This window comes from Pseudomonas sp. HLS-6 TE3448, from assembly GCF_053629555.1.
Window position 1 is genome coordinate 4223759 of record NZ_JBRJIO010000001.1, and the last position, 16485, is coordinate 4240243.

Consider the following 16485-nt stretch of genomic DNA (forward strand, 5'->3'; position numbering starts at 1 on the left):
AAGGCGCCCATGGCTATCCTGCACTCCCAGATCAACCCGCGCTCGGCGGAGTTCGCCCACAACAGCGCGGCCATGCTCGAACAGGTTCAGGCCTTGCGCACCCTGCTCGCCCAGGTTCACCAGGGCGGCGGCGCCAAGGCACAGGAGCGGCATACCTCTCGTGGCAAACTGCTGCCGCGCGAGCGCATCGACCGTCTGCTTGACCCCGGCTCACCGTTTCTCGAAATCGGCCAACTGGCCGCCCATGCGGTGTATGGCGAGGACGTTCCGGCGGCCGGGGTAATCGCCGGCATCGGCCGTATCGAAGGCGTCGAATGCATGATCGTGGCCAACGATGCCACGGTCAAAGGCGGCTCCTACTACCCATTGACGGTGAAAAAGCACCTGCGCGCTCAGGCGATTGCCCTGCAGAATCGTCTGCCCTGCATTTACCTGGTGGACTCAGGCGGGGCCAACCTGCCGCGTCAGGACGAAGTATTCCCAGACCGCGAACATTTCGGGCGGATCTTCTTCAACCAGGCCAACATGAGTGCCATCGGCATTCCACAGATCGCGGTGGTGATGGGCTCCTGCACCGCAGGCGGCGCCTATGTGCCGGCCATGGCCGATGAAGCCATCATGGTTCGCCAGCAAGCGACCATCTTCCTTGCCGGCCCACCGTTGGTGAAAGCGGCCACCGGCGAAGTGGTAAGCGCCGAAGACCTCGGCGGTGCCGACGTACACTGCAAGACCAGTGGCGTCGCCGACCACTACGCTGACAACGACGAACACGCCCTGGCGATTGCCCGGCGCTGCGTGGCCAACCTGAACTGGCACAAGCTCGGCACCTTGCAGCAGCGCATGCCGATCGCGCCGCTGTATGACGCTGAGGAACTCTATGGCGTGGTTCCAGCCGATGCCAAACAGCCGTTCGATGTGCGTGAAGTGATCGCCCGCCTGGTCGACGGCTCGGTGTTTGATGAGTTCAAGGCACTGTTTGGTACCACCCTGGTGTGCGGCTTCGCCCACCTGCACGGCTACCCGATTGCGATCCTGGCCAACAACGGCATCCTGTTTGCCGAAGCGGCGCAAAAAGGTGCGCACTTCATCGAGCTGGCGTGCCAACGTGGCATTCCGTTGCTGTTCCTGCAGAACATCACCGGCTTCATGGTCGGCCAGAAGTACGAAGCCGGCGGCATCGCCAAGCACGGCGCCAAGCTGGTCACCGCCGTGGCCTGCGCCCAGGTGCCGAAGTTCACCGTGATCATCGGCGGCAGCTTCGGTGCGGGCAACTACGGGATGTGCGGCCGGGCCTACGACCCACGTTTCCTGTGGATGTGGCCGAACGCCCGAATCGGCGTGATGGGTGCCGAACAGGCGGCCGGGGTACTGGCCCAGGTCAAGCGCGAGCAGAGCGAACGCAGCGGCCAGCCATTCAGCGCCGACGACGAAGCGCGGCTCAAGCAACCGATCCTTGACCAGTACGAGCACCAGGGCCATCCCTACTACTCCAGTGCCCGGCTCTGGGACGACGGCGTCATTGACCCGGCACAGACCCGCGATGTCTTGGGCCTGGCCTTGTCGGCGGCACTCAACGCACCGATCGAGCAAAGCCGTTTCGGCATTTTCCGGATGTGACCGATGAGCGACTTCACGACCCTCGAACTGATCAAGGACCCACGCGGTTTCGCCACACTGTGGCTGAGTCGCGAGGACAAGAACAACGCCTTCAACGCACAGATGATCCGTGAGTTGATCCTGGCCATCGACGCCGTCGGCAACGATGCCAGCCTGCGCTTCTTGCTGCTGCGCGGACGCGGACGGCACTTCAGCGCCGGGGCAGACCTGGCCTGGATGCAGCAATCGGCACAACTGGACTACAACACCAACCTGGACGATGCCCGCGAACTGGCCGAGCTGATGTACAACCTGGCCAAGCTCAAGCTACCGACCCTGGCAGTGGTGCAAGGCGCCGCCTTCGGGGGTGCGCTGGGGTTGATCAGTTGCTGCGACATGGCCATTGGCAGCGAAGATGCCCAACTGTGCCTGTCGGAAGTACGTATCGGCCTCGCCCCTGCGGTGATCAGCCCGTTCGTGGTTCAAGCCATGGGGGAGCGTGCCGCACGCCGCTATGCACTGACCGCCGAGCGTTTCAGCGGCCTGCGTGCCCGTGATCTGGGTTTGCTGGCCGAAGCCTACCCCTTGGCCGAACTGGAACAGCAGGTCGAGCTATGGGTCACCAACCTGCTGCAGAACAGCCCGCAGGCGATGCGCACCAGCAAAGAGCTGTTGCGTGAAGTCGGCCATGGCGAGCTCACCCCTGCCCTGCGCCGCTATTGCGAAACCGCCATTGCCCGAATCCGGGTCAGCGCCGAAGGCCAGGAAGGCCTGCGCGCCTTTCTGGAAAAACGCACGCCGAACTGGCACGTCGAACCCAACAAGAAGGAACCGCGCCCATGAGCCGTCCCACGCTGACCACCCTGCTGGTTGCCAACCGTGGCGAAATCGCCTGCCGCGTCATGCGCACCGCCAAAGCCCTTGGCCTGACCACCGTGGCCGTTCACAGTGCTGTGGACCGCGAGGCCCGGCATAGCCGCGAAGCCGATATCCGCGTTGACCTGGGCGGAGCAAAAGCCGCTGAAAGCTACCTGGATGTTGCGAAGTTGATTGCTGCGGCCAAGGCCAGCGGCGCCCAGGCCATTCACCCCGGCTACGGCTTCCTTTCGGAAAACGCCGGCTTTGCCCGCGCCATCGAAGAGGCCGGCCTGATATTCCTCGGCCCACCCGCTTCGGCCATCGAGGCCATGGGCAGCAAGTCAGCGGCCAAAGCCCTGATGGAAACCGCCGGTGTGCCACTGGTACCGGGCTATCACGGTGAAGCCCAGGACCTGGAAACCTTCCGCGCGGCCGCCGAAAAGATCGGTTACCCGGTACTCCTCAAGGCGACGGCCGGTGGTGGCGGCAAAGGCATGAAAGTGGTCGAACAGGAAAGCCAGTTGGGCGAAGCCCTGGCGTCGGCCCAGCGTGAGGCGCTGTCGTCGTTCGGCGATGCCCGCATGCTGGTGGAAAAATACGTGCTCAAGCCCCGCCACGTGGAAATCCAGGTATTTGCCGACCAACACGGCAACTGCCTGTACCTGAACGAGCGTGACTGTTCCATTCAGCGGCGCCACCAGAAGGTCGTCGAGGAAGCGCCAGCGCCCGGTTTGAGTGAGCAACAACGTCAGGCGATGGGTGAAGCCGCTGTGCGCGCGGCTCAAGCCATCGGTTATGTGGGGGCCGGTACCGTAGAATTCCTGCTCGACGCCCGGGGCGAATTCTTCTTCATGGAGATGAACACCCGCCTGCAGGTCGAACACCCGGTCACCGAAGCCATTACCGGCCTCGACCTGGTCGCCTGGCAGATCCGTGTTGCCTGCGGTGAGCCGTTGCCGATCACCCAGGCACAGGTACCGCTCAACGGTCACGCCATCGAAGTACGCTTGTACGCAGAGGATCCGGCCAACGATTTCCTCCCGGCCACTGGGGATCTGACGCTGTACCGCGAGTCGGCTCCCGGTGCTGGGCGTCGGGTCGACAGCGGTGTCAGCGAAGGCGACAGCATTTCGCCCTACTACGACCCAATGCTCGGCAAGCTGATTGCCTGGGGCGAAAACCGTGAGCAGGCACGCCTGCGCCTGCTGGCGATGCTCGACGAGTTCGCCATCGGTGGCCTGAAAACCAACATTGCCTTCCTGCGGCGCATTCTCGCGCACCCGGCGTTTGCCGACGCCGAGCTGGATACCGGGTTCATTCCACGCTATCAGGCGCAACTGTTGCCTGAAGCCGACACGCTACCTGCCGAGTTCTGGCAAGCGGCTGCCGAAGCCTTCATCCAGAGTGAACCGCTGGTACAACGCGATGACGACCGGCATTCGCCATGGGCCACCCACAGCGGCTTGCGCCTGGGCGTGCCAGCGCATATCAGCCTGCACCTGCGCTGCAATACCGAAGAACAGGCTGTCAGCCTTGACCACAGCGCGCCCTCAACCCTGACGCTGCGCGGAGAGCAGTTGGTCCACGAGCACAACGGCTTGCGTCGCCAGCACCTGGCGATCCGCCGTGGCAATACGCTGTATCTGCAGTGGAATGGCGAACTCCAGGCAATCACTCAGCTCGACCCGATTGCCGAAGCCGATGCCAGCCACAGCCATCAAGGCGGCTTGGGCGCGCCCATGAACGGCAGCATTGTGCGGGTCATGGTGGAAGTCGGCCAGGTTGTCGAAGCCGGTACGCCACTGGTGGTGCTGGAAGCCATGAAGATGGAACACAGCATCCGTGCACCGCATAACGGTACAGTGAAAGCCTTGTTCTGTGAGGAAGGCGACATGGTCAGCGAAGGCAGCGTACTGGTCGAGCTGGAAGGCACGGACGTTTAATACCACCTGCGACGCCAGTAGCCTGGGAGACCGGCTGCTGGCGCCGAGCGAAGGGTGCCGATCAGAACTTCATCGTGGCCTGCACCACCACACCGATCATTTCACACGCGTCATCGCATACAACCTTGGGATAGGTCGGGTTGAGCGGGCGCAGATAACGCTGCCCGCCTTCCTCGATCAACTGCCGGAAGACCGGCGTCGTACTCGTGGGCAAGCGGGCAATCACCAGTTTGCCGGGCAGTGCCGATAGCCCCGCGTCCACCAGGATCAGCATCCCGGCGGGCACACTCAAGCCCACCGGCGCCGTCATCGCATCGCCCTGCACCTCCAGCCAGAACGCCGAACCCTGGGCGTAATAATCGGTGGCTTCAAAACGTGCCTCAGGGTCTTCCACCCCGAGGCTTTCCCAGTGCGTGACCGGGTAGCGAAAATACAGATTGTGCTGTGGGATACGTCCTTCGGCATCTGTAGCCGAATTCTGATCGTCACCATAGGAACCGGAGGATTCGGCGAGTTCGGTAACCAGCGCGAACTCCATCGGCGGCAATCCGAGCACCACCAGAATCTGGTTCATCGTCTCCAGTTTTGGCCGGCGCTCGTTGCGCAACCAATGCCCGACGGCGCCTTGGGTCACCCCAATGCGCTCACCCAACTTTTCCTGCGTGATCTTCAGCTCACACATTCTGGCCCTGACCAGGGCAATCCATTTATCCATTGCTGGCACGATACGGACTGCCCCGAAGCTCTCAATACACAAATTGTAGTATTTAAAACGTCGAAATAAATACATCTCGTACTTATCGTTAATACACCCACCCACAATCGCCACAGGCAGCCCCCATGAGCTCACATTCACCGGATGCACTGGATGCCAAACTGGACAGCGAATCGCTGAGCAGCAGCGACGCCGCCCGACGTGCATTGGACTACTACCTCAACCCCCCACAGCGCGCCGCAGAAATGGAGGCACCGTTTTTTGTCCCGCGCCCCGATCTTGGCCGCCTGAAAGCCAGCGAACACGCCTGCAGCCTGCTGCGCTGTGCGTCGGCAACCACCTATGAAATGGCAGACGACCTCAAAGGCACACGGCGCGACATGGCGCTGTCAGTGGTGCACATCATCAACATGGCATTGGCTCTGGTGGAGCACAGCCTGGGCGAGCGAACTGGCTTGCCGCCAGGAATCGAAAGCACCTGACTCGGCGGGTGAGTAATGGCCCGAATGGGTCATCACGCGGGAAAACAGACACACCGAGAAACCTATTTTCTGCCATGACAGAAAATTCACTTGACCTGCAAATGATAACGATTATTATTGGCAGCAACTGGTCGCGAGACTGGTTGGATAAACTGAAAGCTCACAGGTCGGACTCTCAGGTTATCTCCTCATCAGGCTAATCACGGTTTTTGACCCGGCTTTTTGCCGGGTCTTTTTTTTTGCGCTTGTCCCGTCCGAATGGCCGCATTCAAGCACCACGCCCCACCCGTTTTCTTGCAAGGAGCCCGTACCATGACCCCTCTGTTGCTGCCCCTTGAATCCCCTGCCCTCGCCGCCCCTGGTGATCAGGCACTGCTGCAGCGCCTGAAAAAACTCCCGCGCCGCGCTCAACAGGTGTTCCTGCTCAATCGCCTCGATCAATGGTCGTTTGCCATGATCGCCGAACACCTGGCCGTCCCTCCAAGCACGGTGGAGCGGTACATGAACCAGGTGCTGCAAAGCGTGCAACCCGCCACTGACCCGCTAGCCCGTGAGGCCGGGTACTGGTATGTGCGCCTGCAAAACCCGCAGATCACCGCCAGCGAACGTATCGACTTTCGCCGCTGGCTGGACAGCGCCCCCGCCCACCTGAAAGCCTTCCATGCCACTGAGCTGCGCTGGCGCAGCCTGCTCGCACCCGCGCAGGTACTGGGCGATGGCCGCGGCTACCGTCGGGTTCGTCCGGTACTGTCCCTGGGTGGTTGCTCGGTCGCCATTGCCGTACTGCTCGGTACGCTGCTGACACTCGGTTTCTGCGCCTGACGCAGGGGTGTAGAGTAAAGGGCACAACAACGCTGAAGGAGCCTGGTAATGAGCGTGACGCTGTCCCCCCTGCACATCACTTGCGATTTCGATTCCGGTAACATCGTGGTTCGCGACGCCAGCGAGCCCTCTCAGGTGCGCCTGGCGATCCGTCCCGATACCCGCAGCGATCATTTCCAGTGGTTTCACTTCAAGGCCAGCGGGCTGACCCCAGGGCACACACACCGCTTCACCCTGGAGAACGCTGGGCAATCCTCCTATAACCAGGCATGGGACGGCTATCAGGCGGTTGCCTCTTATGATCAGCAACACTGGTTTCGGGTACCGACCCAGTTCGACGGCCAGGCACTGCACTTCCAGCTTGAGGCCGGCGAACAGCAGGCCTGGTTTGCCTACTTTGAACCCTACTCCCGCGCCCGCCACAACCAACTGATTGAACGGGCAATCAGCCTGCCTGGCGTGGAACTGCTGGCCACAGGGCGCAGCGTCGAAGGGCGAGACATCCCGCTACTGCGCGCAGGCGACGGCGCAGCAGGCAAACGCAAGCTGTGGATCATCGCCCAGCAGCATCCCGGCGAGCACATGGCCGAGTGGTTCATGGAGGGCGTGATTGATCGCCTGCAGGCCAACGATGCAACGGTTCAGGCGCTGCTGAAGGTGGCCGACCTGTACCTGATCCCGAACATGAACCCCGACGGCGCCTTCCACGGGCACCTGCGCACCAATGCTCAGGGCAAGGACCTCAACCGCGCCTGGCAGGACGCCAGTGTCGAACACAGTCCGGAAGTGTTCTTTGCCCAGCAACAAATGAAACTGCAAGGTGTCGACCTGTTCCTCGACATTCACGGCGATGAAGAAATCCCTCACGTCTTCACCGCAGGCAGCGAAGGTACACCAGGCTACACGCCCCGTATCGAGCAACTGGAAAGCGCGTTCCGTGAGCGCTTGTGCCGCCTGACCGCGGACTTCCAGCAAGTGCATGGCTACCCGCGCGACAAACCTGGGCAGGCGAACCTGACCCTGGCCTGTAACAGCGTTGCGCAGGCCTATGGCTGCCTGGCACTGACCCTCGAAATGCCGTTCAAAGACCACGACGACGCACCCAATGCCGTTACCGGCTGGTCTGGGCAGCGCTCCAAAGCGCTGGCCAGTGCGGTGCTGGATACGCTAGCGCCGATGGTCGGCGACCTGCGTTGAGTGCTTGCGGTTGGCCCTGGTGCGTTCAGCGCGTCGTGGCCAACCGTAACCGATAGCTTCCCGGGCTCTCACCCGTCCATTTCTTGAAGGCCCGGTGAAAGGCACTGGGCTCCTGAAAACCCGTCTGCTCGGCAATTTCCGCGACACTCAGTTCACTGCCACGCAGGCACTCGAACGCCATCGCCCGGCGCACTTCATCCTTGATCTGCTGGAACGAACAGCCCTCACGCTCCAACTGCCGACGAAAACTGCTGGGGCTCAAGCCTTCCCCCTCGGCCATGGCCAACAATGTCGGCCATTGCCCGTACTGCCGTGCACGCAAATGCCGATAAACCCTTGCTGCCAGGCCGTTCTGATTACGGTAGCGAATCACCAGCCACTGCGGCGCACTGTGCAGGAAGGTCTTCAGTGCCCCCAGGTCCTGAACCACCGGCAGGCGCAGGTAGTCGGCAGCAAATTCGATTTCGGTATGCCCCGCCCCCAACTGCAGGTTCGGCCCCCACAGCAGCGCGTCATCATCCAGCGGGGCACGGGAGTCGGCCAGCTCCGTGCGGTCGATGCCGATACGCCGCCCACTCAGCCAGCACAACAGGCTGATCACCAGCACCAGGAAGGTTTCTTCTGCATAGACCCGGGTTTGTGCATCGGCCATCGTCGACTCCAGGCGGATCACCGCGCGCTGCCCCTTGAGGGTCAATACACCCTTGAGGTCACGCAGGAACAGCGCAAAGTAACTCAAACACTGGCGCAAGGCTTTTTCCAGGTTGGGCTCCTGGATCAGGCCACGGCAGATCAAGGCAAAACTGCCCAATGGCATGCCGTGGCTGTCGAGGTGGAAGAACTCGTCATCCAGTTCGTGAATCAGAATAAGCCAGAGCCGGGCGAAGGCCTTCGCCGGCACCCGGGCGCCCGGCTCGTCAAGCAGCTCAACAGCGATGCCGGCCTGCTCCAGCAGCGCAGCCGCGCGCGCAGGCTGATCACGCAAGCCATGAAGCATGACATGAACAAAATACACCGCGACCGAATCGTTTTCCCGCATGGCTGGTTCCGCTGTAACACGCACTGGTATGGCAAAAAATGCCAGCTCGTCTGGACAGTTATGGCATAGGACGACAGCGTCCCTTTGCCTAGACTCGACTGCATCCTGAAGCTGGTGCCCGGCATTCTCGCAGAGCCGAACACTGCCACGCCACGCTTTCGCACTCTGGAGTCGACGATGAACAACCACGAAATCTATGTAGTCAGCGCCGTACGCTCGGCCATTGGTACATTTGGCGGCTCGCTGAAAGACCTGCCGCTGGCGGATCTGGCCACTCAAGTCTGCCGCGCCGGCATCGAGCGCGCCGGCATCGACCCGGCCCAGATCGGCCATGTGGTCATGGGCACCGTGATTCCAACCGAAGCGCGCGATGCCTACCTGGGCCGCGTTGCAGCAATGAATGCCGGCATTCCCAAGGAAACCCCGGCCTTCAACGTCAACCGCCTGTGCGGTTCGGGCCTGCAGGCAATCGTCTCCGCCGCCCAGAGCCTGATGCTGGGCGATGCCGAAGTCGCACTGGCCACCGGTGCCGAATCCATGAGCCGTGGCCCTTACCTGCTGCCACAGGCCCGTTGGGGCGCGCGCATGGGCGACCTGCAGGGTATCGACTATATGGTCGGCGTCCTGCATGACCCCTTTGAACACTTCCATATGGGCATCACTGCCGAAAACGTCGCGGCCAAACTGGGCATCAGCCGCCAAATGCAGGACGAACTGGCCCTGACCAGCCAGCGCCGCGCAGCCCGTGCCATTGCCGAGGGTCGCTTCGCCGGGCAGATCGTCACGATCGAAGTCCCTGGGCGCAAAGGGCCACAGCAGTTCAGCATTGATGAACACGTGCGCGGCGAGGTCAGCCTTGAGCAACTGGCCGGCATGAAAACCGTATTCAAGAAGGACGGTACGGTCACCGCCGGTAACGCCAGCGGCCTGAACGACGGTGCCGGGGCCTTGGTGCTGGCCACTGGCGATACGGTACGCCGCCAAGGGCTCAAGCCGCTCGCCCGCCTGGTGGGCTATGCCCATGCCGGGGTTGAGCCGGAGCTCATGGGCCTGGGGCCGATTCCGGCCAGCCGCAAGGTGCTGGAAAAGGCCGGGCTGACCGTCGCTGACCTGGATGTGATCGAGTCCAACGAAGCCTTCGCCGCCCAGGCTTGCGCCGTTGCCCGCGAACTGGGCTTGGACCCTGAGAAGGTCAACCCCAACGGCTCCGGTATCTCGCTCGGCCATCCAGTGGGTGCGACCGGCGCGATCATCGCGACCAAGGCCATTCATGAATTGCACCGCATCCAGGGCCGTTATGCCTTGGCGACCATGTGCATCGGCGGCGGCCAAGGTATCGCCGTACTGTTCGAACGCACTTGAGCCCAAAGGAGTTTTATACCGTGACAATCAACAACATCGCCGTGATCGGCGCCGGGACCATGGGCAACGGTATTGCTCAGGTCTGTGCCGTAGCCGGCTTCCAGGTCACCCTGATCGACATTTCCGACGCTGCCCTTGAGCGTGGCGTAGCCACCCTGCGCAAGAACCTCGAGCGTCAGGTCAACAAGCAAACGCTGGATGCTGCGCAGGCCGAGGCGGCGCTGCAACGAATCAGCACCAGCACCGACTACGCCCAGCTCAAGAGCGCGCAACTGGTCATCGAAGCGGCTACCGAGAACCTTGAGCTCAAGCAGCGCATTCTCGGCCAGGTCGCAGCCAGTGTCAGCGATACCTGCATCATCGCGACCAACACCTCGTCGCTGTCGATCACCCAGCTGGGCGCGACCATCAGCCTGCCAGAGCGCTTCATTGGGGTGCACTTCTTCAACCCGGTGCCCATGATGGCCCTGGTGGAGGTGATCCGTGGCCTGCAGACCAGCGACGCGACTCACGCAGCAGCGCTGGCCCTGACCGAAGCACTGGGCAAGACCGCCATCAGCGCCGGCAACCGTCCGGGCTTTGTGGTCAACCGGATTCTGGTTCCGATGATCAACGAAGCGATCATGGTGCTGCAGGAAGGCCTGGCCAGCCCGGAAGACATCGACACCGGCATGCGCCTGGGCTGCAACCAGCCGATCGGCCCGCTGGCCCTGGCTGACCTGATTGGCCTGGACACCTTGCTGGCGATCCTCGAAGCCTTCTACGACGGTTTCAACGACAGCAAATATCGCCCGGCCGCACTGCTCAAGGAAATGGTCGCCGCTGGCTACCTGGGCCGTAAGAGCGGTCGCGGTTTCTACACCTACTGAGGCTATCACCATGCCAATGACCTGTGCCGAACGCGGTGGCTACTATGAAGAGCGGCGCGACAAGGCGCTCGAACTCCTTGCAGTCAAGGGCTTCGGCCAGGTCAGCATGCGCGAACTGGCCAGCCACCTGGGCCTGACCGCAGGCTCGCTGTACCACCACTTCCCGAGCAAGCAGCACCTGCTGTTCGACCTGATCGAAGAGCTGTTCGAGGAGTTGCTGGCCACGCTGCAACCGCCACGGCGCAGCCGTGGCAGCAGCGAGGACTGGCTGACGAGCGTCATCGATGCGCACTGGCAGTTGCACCGCGAACGTCCGCTACAGTTTCGTCTGGCCGAGCGTGACCTGTGCTGCCTGACCGACGAGCAACAGGCCCGGATCAAGCACCTGCGCGATGACTACGAATGCCAGTTGCTGCGCCTGATCGCACCGACGGCGGCGCTGTCGAAGGCGGCACGGCAGGCGGCCGGCCATGCCATCGCGACACTGCTCAACAGTTTGCCGGGCTGGCTACAGTCGAGTGAATTGCCCGAAGCCCAGCGCCTGACGTTGATGCAGAACCTGCTGTTGGGCGCCATCGAGCGGACGCTGCACGATAGCGCTCAGGTGTGCGCTGCCTGAAGCACTCAGGCGAGCAACTGTTGAATGCGCTCGCCCAGCGTATCGAGGTCGAAGGGTTTGGTCAGGATCGGCGCCTTGCGCGCAATGGCACTGCCGGACTCCAGAATTTCTTCGGGGTAGCCACTGATGAAGATCACTTTCAGCTCGGGCCGCAACTTCACCGCGGGCTCGGCAATATCGACCCCCGAGATCCCGCCCGGCAGACGAAAATCCGTGACCATCAGGTCCAGGTGCGGTTTGCTGGCAAGCATTTCAAACGCCTGCGCACCATCTTCGGCCACCAGTACCCGGTAACCTTCCCTGGCCAGATAATCGTGCAGCACCCTGCGGATCGCCGGCTCATCCTCGACGATCAGCACGACATCTTGTGCATCTTCACTCATATCAACGCCTTGTTTTTCAATTCAATCGCTATCCGACCCCAGCGTCAGGCAGAGGTTGCCTGCAGCCGGTCAATTTCCTGCACGTGGCGTGCCACCTGCAAGCGTACCGCAAAGGGCAGCGCCTCGCCTGCACTACTCTACGGCGATAACCCTTGCCGCCACACGGTTCAGGACTTGCGGTAGATTCGTTCGGCTTTGACCAACGCCTCGAAACGCTCGCTATAACCCGAAAAGCTCAGGGTTTCCTTGCTGCCCAAGACCAGAAAACCACGGTGGCACAATGACTCGTGGAACAAACCCAGTGCCCGGTCCTGCAACGGCTTGTTGAAGTAGATCAACACATTCCGGCACGAGATCAAGTGGGTCTCGGAAAATACGCTGTCAGTCGCCAGGCTATGATCGGCGAAGGTCACCTTCTCACGCAGGCTACTGTCGAGTATCGCGCTGCCGTAGGCCGCCGTGTAGTAATCACTGAGCCTCTGCAGGCCTCCTGCCTTTTCATAGTTGCGCGCATACCGCTCCATCGCCTGCATCGAGTAGATACCCTGCCTGGCCCGCTCCAGTGAATACGGGTTGATGTCGGTTGCGTAGATGATCGAGCGTTCCAGCAGCCCCTCCTCACGCAACAAGATGGCCATGGAATACACCTCCTCACCCGTGCTGCAACCGGCGATCCAGAGTTTGATCGACGGCCAGGTACGCAACAACGGCACCACCTCCCGGCGCAATGCAAGGACGTGCTCGGGATCACGGAACATCTCGCTGACCGGAATGGTCAAGTATTGCAGTAACGCCATGAAGGCCGCGGGGTCCTGCAATACGCGCGCCTGCAAGGCCGCTACGGTCGCACAGCCGAGCTGACGCAACGCGTGCTGTATCCGACGCGTGATAGAGGCGCCAGAGTAGTTGCGAAAGTCATAGCTGTAGGTGAGGTAAATCGCCTCGATCAGCCCTTGAATCTCGATATCGGCACTGCACTCACTGGTCAAATGCGCTCCAGATGCGGCAACCACACGCGAATCAGCGAGAACAACCGCTCCAGTTCTATCGGCTTGGCCAGATAATCGTTGGCACCCGCCTGCAGGCAGCGTTGCTGATCATCCTTCATCGCCTTGGCCGTCACGGCGATGATCGGCAACTTGCGCCAGCGTGGGTCTTTGCGAATCAATCGGGTTGCCTCATAGCCATCCATTTCCGGCATCATCACGTCCATCAAGACCAGATCGATAGCCTCGTTCTGCTCAAGCCTGTCGATGGCCTCGCGGCCATTACGGCCGACCTCGATAATGGCCCCCTTCTGCTCCAATGCACTGGTCAAGGCGAAGATATTGCGAACGTCGTCGTCAACCAGAAGCACCGTGCGCCCCTCGAACACCCGGTCGCGGCTGCGCGCGGTCTTGAGCATGCGCTGGCGCTCGTGGGACAACTGCGATTCGACCTTGTGCAGAAACAGCGTTACTTCGTCGAGCAGGCGCTCTGGAGAACGTGCGCCCTTGATGATGATCGAGCGCGAGTACTTGAGCAGGTTGGCCTCTTCATCGCGGCTCAGGTTGCGCCCGGTATAGACGATCACCGGCGGGAAGGCCCGGATACTGTCCTCGGCCATGCGCTGAAGCAGCTCATTGCCCTGCATGTCAGGCAACTTGAGGTCGATGATCATGCAATCGTAGACCTGCTCGCGCAGCAATTCGAGGGCGTCCTGGGCCATGCCGACCGCCGTGATTTCGATATCCTCATCGCCGATCAGTCGGGCAATGCTGTCACGTTGCAGGTCGTCATCTTCGACCAGCAGGACGTGCTTGAGCTTCTGGGTCAGCGTGGCCTCCAGCCGGCCAAACACCGCCTTGAGCTGTTCTCGACTGGCCGGTTTCACCGCATAACCAATCGCCCCCATGTGCAGCGCCGCCTCGACGCGGTCCTCCACCGAGATCACATGAACCGGGATATGCCGGGTGAGCGCCTGTTCCTTGAGCCGTTGCAACACCGTCAACCCAGAGTGATCCGGCAGGCGCATGTCCAGCAATATGGCATCGGGCACATAACTGACGGCCAGGTCGAACCCTTCATCGGCCGCGTGCGCCACCAGGCAGCTGTAGCCCAGTTCATGGGCCAGATCGAAGAGGATGCGAGCGAAGTCCGGCTCGTCTTCAATCACCAGAATGCAACGTTTGCTGAACGGCGCTAGCTGGCGGTCATCAGCAAAACCTGGCGCGCGCGGCACTGCCTCTGGCGCCGCACAATCAGCCTGAACCGGCACAACGGATGAACGGATGATAACCGGCGAAACGGTTTGCTCGACAATCGGCTCGTAGCGCTCCGGAAGGATCAGGGCGAACTCACTGCCCTCCCCCAAACGGCTTTCGACGCTGATCTGGCCACCCAGCAACTGGGCCAGGTCGCGAGAAATCGAAAGCCCAAGGCCCGTGCCGCCATAGCGCCGGTTGGTGGTGCCATCGGCCTGGTGAAAGGCCTCAAAGATGGTCTGCTGCTGATGGGCCGCAATACCGATACCACTGTCGCGGACACGAAAAACAATCCCCTCGCCCGCCTGTCGAGCAATGCTCAGGTTGACCTCGCCATGTTCGGTGAACTTCACCGCATTGGACAGCAGGTTCTTGAGGATCTGCTCCAGGCGTTGGTGGTCGGTGTAAAGGGCTTTTGGGGCCGTGGCGTCGACGTTGATACTGAAGCCCAAGCCCTTGTGCTCAGCCAGCGGCTCGAACAGCTGGCGCAAGCGCTCGGTCAGGCCCTCGACCTGAGTGGTCTCCGGGCGCACCTCAAGCTTGCCGGCCTCGACCTTGGCAATGTCGAGGATGTCATTGATCAAATTGAGCAGATCATTACCGGCCGAATAGATCGACTCGGCAAACTTCACCTGTTCTTCGCTGAGGTTTCCCTGTTCGTTCTCAGCCAGCAACCGGGCCAGAATCAGCGAACTGTTCAATGGCGTGCGCAGCTCATGGGACATGTTGGCAAGAAACTCGGATTTGTACTGGCTTGAACGCTGCAGCGCTTCGGCGCGTTGCTCCAGTTCGGCCTGAGCCTCGTTCAGCTCAGCGTTCTTGCAGTCCAGCGTGTCGCGCTGCCGGGCAAGCGCTTCGGTGCGCTCCGCCAGTTGCTCATTGGTTTGCTCCAACTCTGCCTGCTGGGCCTCCAAATACGCCTGTGACTCCTTGAGCACACGTGACTGTTCTTCCAGTTCCTCGTTGGCGGATTTCAGTTCTTCCTGTTGAACCTGCAACTCCTCATTGAGCAACTGGGTTTCAGCCAGCACTTCCTGCAAACGCTGTCGATATCGGGCGCTCTCGATCGAAATGCCCAGGTTATTGGCCACCCGCTCCAGCAAGTCGACATCTCGCGGCTCCAGCGGACGCAGGAAGCCCAGTTCGACAACACCATTGATCTGCCCATCATTGCGGGTCGGGGCTACCAGAACGCTGTGTGGCGAACCTTCACCCAGCCCGGAGCTGACCCGCAGGTAGTCACCCGGCAAGTCGTCCAGACGCAACACGCGTTCCTGCAGCACCGCCTGGGCCACCATACCCTCATTGCTTCCGATCAGTTGCTCCTGCTGTTCTTGCTCTCGGGGCAGGCCATAGGACGCCACGCGACGCAAGTGGCCCTGTGCATCACGAACATACAGCGCCGCGACCACCGTCCCCAGATACTCGGCAAAAAACTGCAGGGCGTTGCGTCCCAGCAACGGCAGGCTCAACTGCCCCAGCAGTTGTTCGGCCAGGCGGGTCTGGCCCGTGCGTAGCCAGGCCTCTTGCTGCAGGCTCAATGCACTGCGTTGTTGAGCTTCGAGGTTACTGTTGTAACTGCTGGACAACCCCAACAGATCCCGCCGACCAAAATAGGCCAGCATGCCACTGAGCAACACAACAAAGCCCAGGTACAGCGAAATCGAGGCCACCGTCGTGCTCTGCACGCGATCACTGCGCGCTTGGCGCAGTTGCTGCTCGGTGGACACGAAAGCTTCATACTCCCTTCGGATCTGGTCGGTCAGGCGCTTTCCATGACCCGCCCGCATCGCCTCGACATAAGCACCTGCGCTGCGTCGCAAGTCGATCATATGCTCGGCAAAGCGATTCCACTCGGCTTGCAGGGACTTTATCCGAGCCACCCGTTCAACCTGTTGAGGGTTGTTCGACACCAGTGCCTGCAGCGAAGCCAGGTCGGCGTCTATCCTGGGCTTGGCCACGCTGTAGGGTTCGAGAAAATGCTCATCACCGGCAATCAGGAACCCACGCAGCCCGGTCTCCATGTCGATGGACAGCTTGATCGACTCATTGGCACTGTTGATCACCCGGTCGGTATGCTCCACCCACTGGATCACTGACAGCAAGTAGCTGATGACGGCAACAAACACCACCGCGCTGAGCAATCCAACGCCCAACGGCAAGCTGATATTACGACCCAGGAGCTTGCGAAAACTCCGTTGGTCGATTGCGGTTGGCTGAATCATCCTTAAAAAGCCCCCGTAACGGTGTATCAGGACAAGAGAGTCTGGCGTTCTCTCGAGTAATAGTTCCATTTTCGCAATCGTGCTGTAACGCAACGCACTCGCCAGGGCTGGAGTCTAACCGCTAGAACCCTT

General features: G+C 61.3%; 14 protein-coding genes. 9 read left to right on the forward strand and 5 right to left on the reverse strand.

The annotated features are described in order from the left end of the window. Positions 1 to 9 precede the first annotated feature (9 nt). The 3 genes from AB7M23_RS19295 to AB7M23_RS19305 are packed head-to-tail and all read left to right on the forward strand — an operon-like array spanning position 10 to position 4397. A complete protein-coding gene (locus AB7M23_RS19295) occupies positions 10 to 1617 on the forward strand; it encodes a carboxyl transferase domain-containing protein (RefSeq protein ID WP_065757677.1) in 1608 nt (535 codons plus the stop codon). A gap of 3 nt (positions 1618 to 1620) precedes the next feature. Further along, a complete protein-coding gene (locus AB7M23_RS19300) occupies positions 1621 to 2439 on the forward strand; it encodes a gamma-carboxygeranoyl-CoA hydratase (RefSeq protein WP_065757678.1) in 819 nt (272 codons plus the stop codon). Continuing rightward, positions 2436 to 4397: an acetyl/propionyl/methylcrotonyl-CoA carboxylase subunit alpha gene (locus tag AB7M23_RS19305; protein ID WP_065757679.1), complete on the forward strand. Its 1962-nt coding sequence runs from the start codon at positions 2436 to 2438 to the stop codon at positions 4395 to 4397. Before AB7M23_RS19300 ends, AB7M23_RS19305 begins: the two co-directional genes overlap by 4 nt. Positions 4398 to 4458: 61 nt before the next feature. Here AB7M23_RS19305 and AB7M23_RS19310 read toward each other — a convergent pair whose 3' ends face one another. Continuing rightward, positions 4459 to 5112, reverse strand: a complete 654-nt coding sequence (locus tag AB7M23_RS19310) for a LexA family protein (protein WP_454241734.1) — start codon at positions 5110 to 5112, stop codon at positions 4459 to 4461. A 125-nt stretch (positions 5113 to 5237) separates the two neighbouring features. On the opposite strand from AB7M23_RS19310, the gene AB7M23_RS19315 reads away from it, so the two are divergent. The 3 genes from AB7M23_RS19315 to AB7M23_RS19325 all read left to right on the forward strand — a co-directional run bounded on the left by AB7M23_RS19315 (position 5238) and on the right by AB7M23_RS19325 (position 7613). After that, entirely contained in the window at positions 5238 to 5594 is a 357-nt protein-coding gene (locus AB7M23_RS19315; protein WP_065757681.1) for a DUF6124 family protein, read from the forward strand. A 312-nt stretch (positions 5595 to 5906) separates the two neighbouring features. Next, positions 5907 to 6416: a sigma factor-like helix-turn-helix DNA-binding protein gene (locus AB7M23_RS19320; protein ID WP_454241735.1), complete on the forward strand. Its 510-nt coding sequence runs from the start codon at positions 5907 to 5909 to the stop codon at positions 6414 to 6416. 48 nt (positions 6417 to 6464) lie between these two features. Further along, positions 6465 to 7613, forward strand: coding sequence for a M14 family metallopeptidase (locus tag AB7M23_RS19325; RefSeq protein ID WP_454241736.1), 1149 nt, complete (start codon positions 6465 to 6467; stop codon positions 7611 to 7613). 25 nt (positions 7614 to 7638) lie between these two features. On the opposite strand, the gene AB7M23_RS19330 is transcribed toward AB7M23_RS19325, so the two are convergent. Next, positions 7639 to 8652 (reverse strand): AraC family transcriptional regulator, encoded by a 1014-nt coding sequence (locus AB7M23_RS19330; protein WP_099775092.1) that lies wholly within the window; start codon positions 8650 to 8652, stop codon positions 7639 to 7641. Between the two features lie 177 nt (positions 8653 to 8829). Between AB7M23_RS19330 and AB7M23_RS19335 the strand changes: the two genes are divergently transcribed. Genes AB7M23_RS19335 through AB7M23_RS19345 form a run of 3 tightly spaced genes read left to right on the forward strand, consistent with a single transcriptional unit; the run spans position 8830 to position 11502 of the window. Next, the gene (locus AB7M23_RS19335; protein WP_454241737.1) at positions 8830 to 10014 is read left to right on the forward strand and encodes an acetyl-CoA C-acyltransferase family protein; all 1185 of its coding nucleotides are present in this window, start codon (positions 8830 to 8832) and stop codon (positions 10012 to 10014) included. 20 nt (positions 10015 to 10034) lie between these two features. Then, a complete protein-coding gene (locus tag AB7M23_RS19340; RefSeq protein WP_065757685.1) occupies positions 10035 to 10883 on the forward strand; it encodes a 3-hydroxybutyryl-CoA dehydrogenase in 849 nt (282 codons plus the stop codon). 10 nt (positions 10884 to 10893) lie between these two features. Then, on the forward strand, positions 10894 to 11502 hold the full coding sequence (locus AB7M23_RS19345) for a TetR/AcrR family transcriptional regulator (RefSeq protein ID WP_065757686.1): 609 nt from the start codon (positions 10894 to 10896) through the stop codon (positions 11500 to 11502). A 5-nt stretch (positions 11503 to 11507) separates the two neighbouring features. Here the strand turns inward: AB7M23_RS19345 and AB7M23_RS19350 are convergent, their stop codons facing one another. The 3 genes from AB7M23_RS19350 to AB7M23_RS19360 form a co-directional block, all read right to left on the reverse strand. After that, positions 11508 to 11885 (reverse strand): response regulator, encoded by a 378-nt coding sequence (locus tag AB7M23_RS19350; protein WP_099775095.1) that lies wholly within the window; start codon positions 11883 to 11885, stop codon positions 11508 to 11510. A 167-nt stretch (positions 11886 to 12052) separates the two neighbouring features. Then, positions 12053 to 12874 carry a CheR family methyltransferase gene (locus AB7M23_RS19355; RefSeq protein ID WP_454241738.1) on the reverse strand — a complete coding sequence of 274 codons (822 nt, stop codon included), beginning with the start codon at positions 12872 to 12874 and terminating at the stop codon, positions 12053 to 12055. Further along, positions 12871 to 16353, reverse strand: a complete 3483-nt coding sequence (locus AB7M23_RS19360) for a response regulator (RefSeq protein ID WP_454241739.1) — start codon at positions 16351 to 16353, stop codon at positions 12871 to 12873. Before AB7M23_RS19360 ends, AB7M23_RS19355 begins: the two co-directional genes overlap by 4 nt. Positions 16354 to 16485 lie beyond the last annotated feature (132 nt).

What these genes read in the sequence shown, in the direction of transcription:
- AB7M23_RS19310 (WP_454241734.1), bottom strand. Translation starts at nt 5,112, where the DNA reads ATGGATAAATGGATTGCCCTGGTCAGGGCCAGAATGTGTGAGCTGAAG.
- AB7M23_RS19320 (WP_454241735.1), top strand. Translation starts at nt 5,907, where the DNA reads ATGACCCCTCTGTTGCTGCCCCTTGAATCCCCTGCCCTCGCCGCCCCT.
- AB7M23_RS19305 (WP_065757679.1), top strand. Translation starts at nt 2,436, where the DNA reads ATGAGCCGTCCCACGCTGACCACCCTGCTGGTTGCCAACCGTGGCGAA.
- AB7M23_RS19350 (WP_099775095.1), bottom strand. Translation starts at nt 11,885, where the DNA reads ATGAGTGAAGATGCACAAGATGTCGTGCTGATCGTCGAGGATGAGCCG.
- AB7M23_RS19360 (WP_454241739.1), bottom strand. Translation starts at nt 16,353, where the DNA reads ATGATTCAGCCAACCGCAATCGACCAACGGAGTTTTCGCAAGCTCCTG.
- AB7M23_RS19295 (WP_065757677.1), top strand. Translation starts at nt 10, where the DNA reads ATGGCTATCCTGCACTCCCAGATCAACCCGCGCTCGGCGGAGTTCGCC.
- AB7M23_RS19325 (WP_454241736.1), top strand. Translation starts at nt 6,465, where the DNA reads ATGAGCGTGACGCTGTCCCCCCTGCACATCACTTGCGATTTCGATTCC.
- AB7M23_RS19315 (WP_065757681.1), top strand. Translation starts at nt 5,238, where the DNA reads ATGAGCTCACATTCACCGGATGCACTGGATGCCAAACTGGACAGCGAA.
- AB7M23_RS19335 (WP_454241737.1), top strand. Translation starts at nt 8,830, where the DNA reads ATGAACAACCACGAAATCTATGTAGTCAGCGCCGTACGCTCGGCCATT.
- AB7M23_RS19300 (WP_065757678.1), top strand. Translation starts at nt 1,621, where the DNA reads ATGAGCGACTTCACGACCCTCGAACTGATCAAGGACCCACGCGGTTTC.
- AB7M23_RS19330 (WP_099775092.1), bottom strand. Translation starts at nt 8,652, where the DNA reads ATGCGGGAAAACGATTCGGTCGCGGTGTATTTTGTTCATGTCATGCTT.
- AB7M23_RS19345 (WP_065757686.1), top strand. Translation starts at nt 10,894, where the DNA reads ATGCCAATGACCTGTGCCGAACGCGGTGGCTACTATGAAGAGCGGCGC.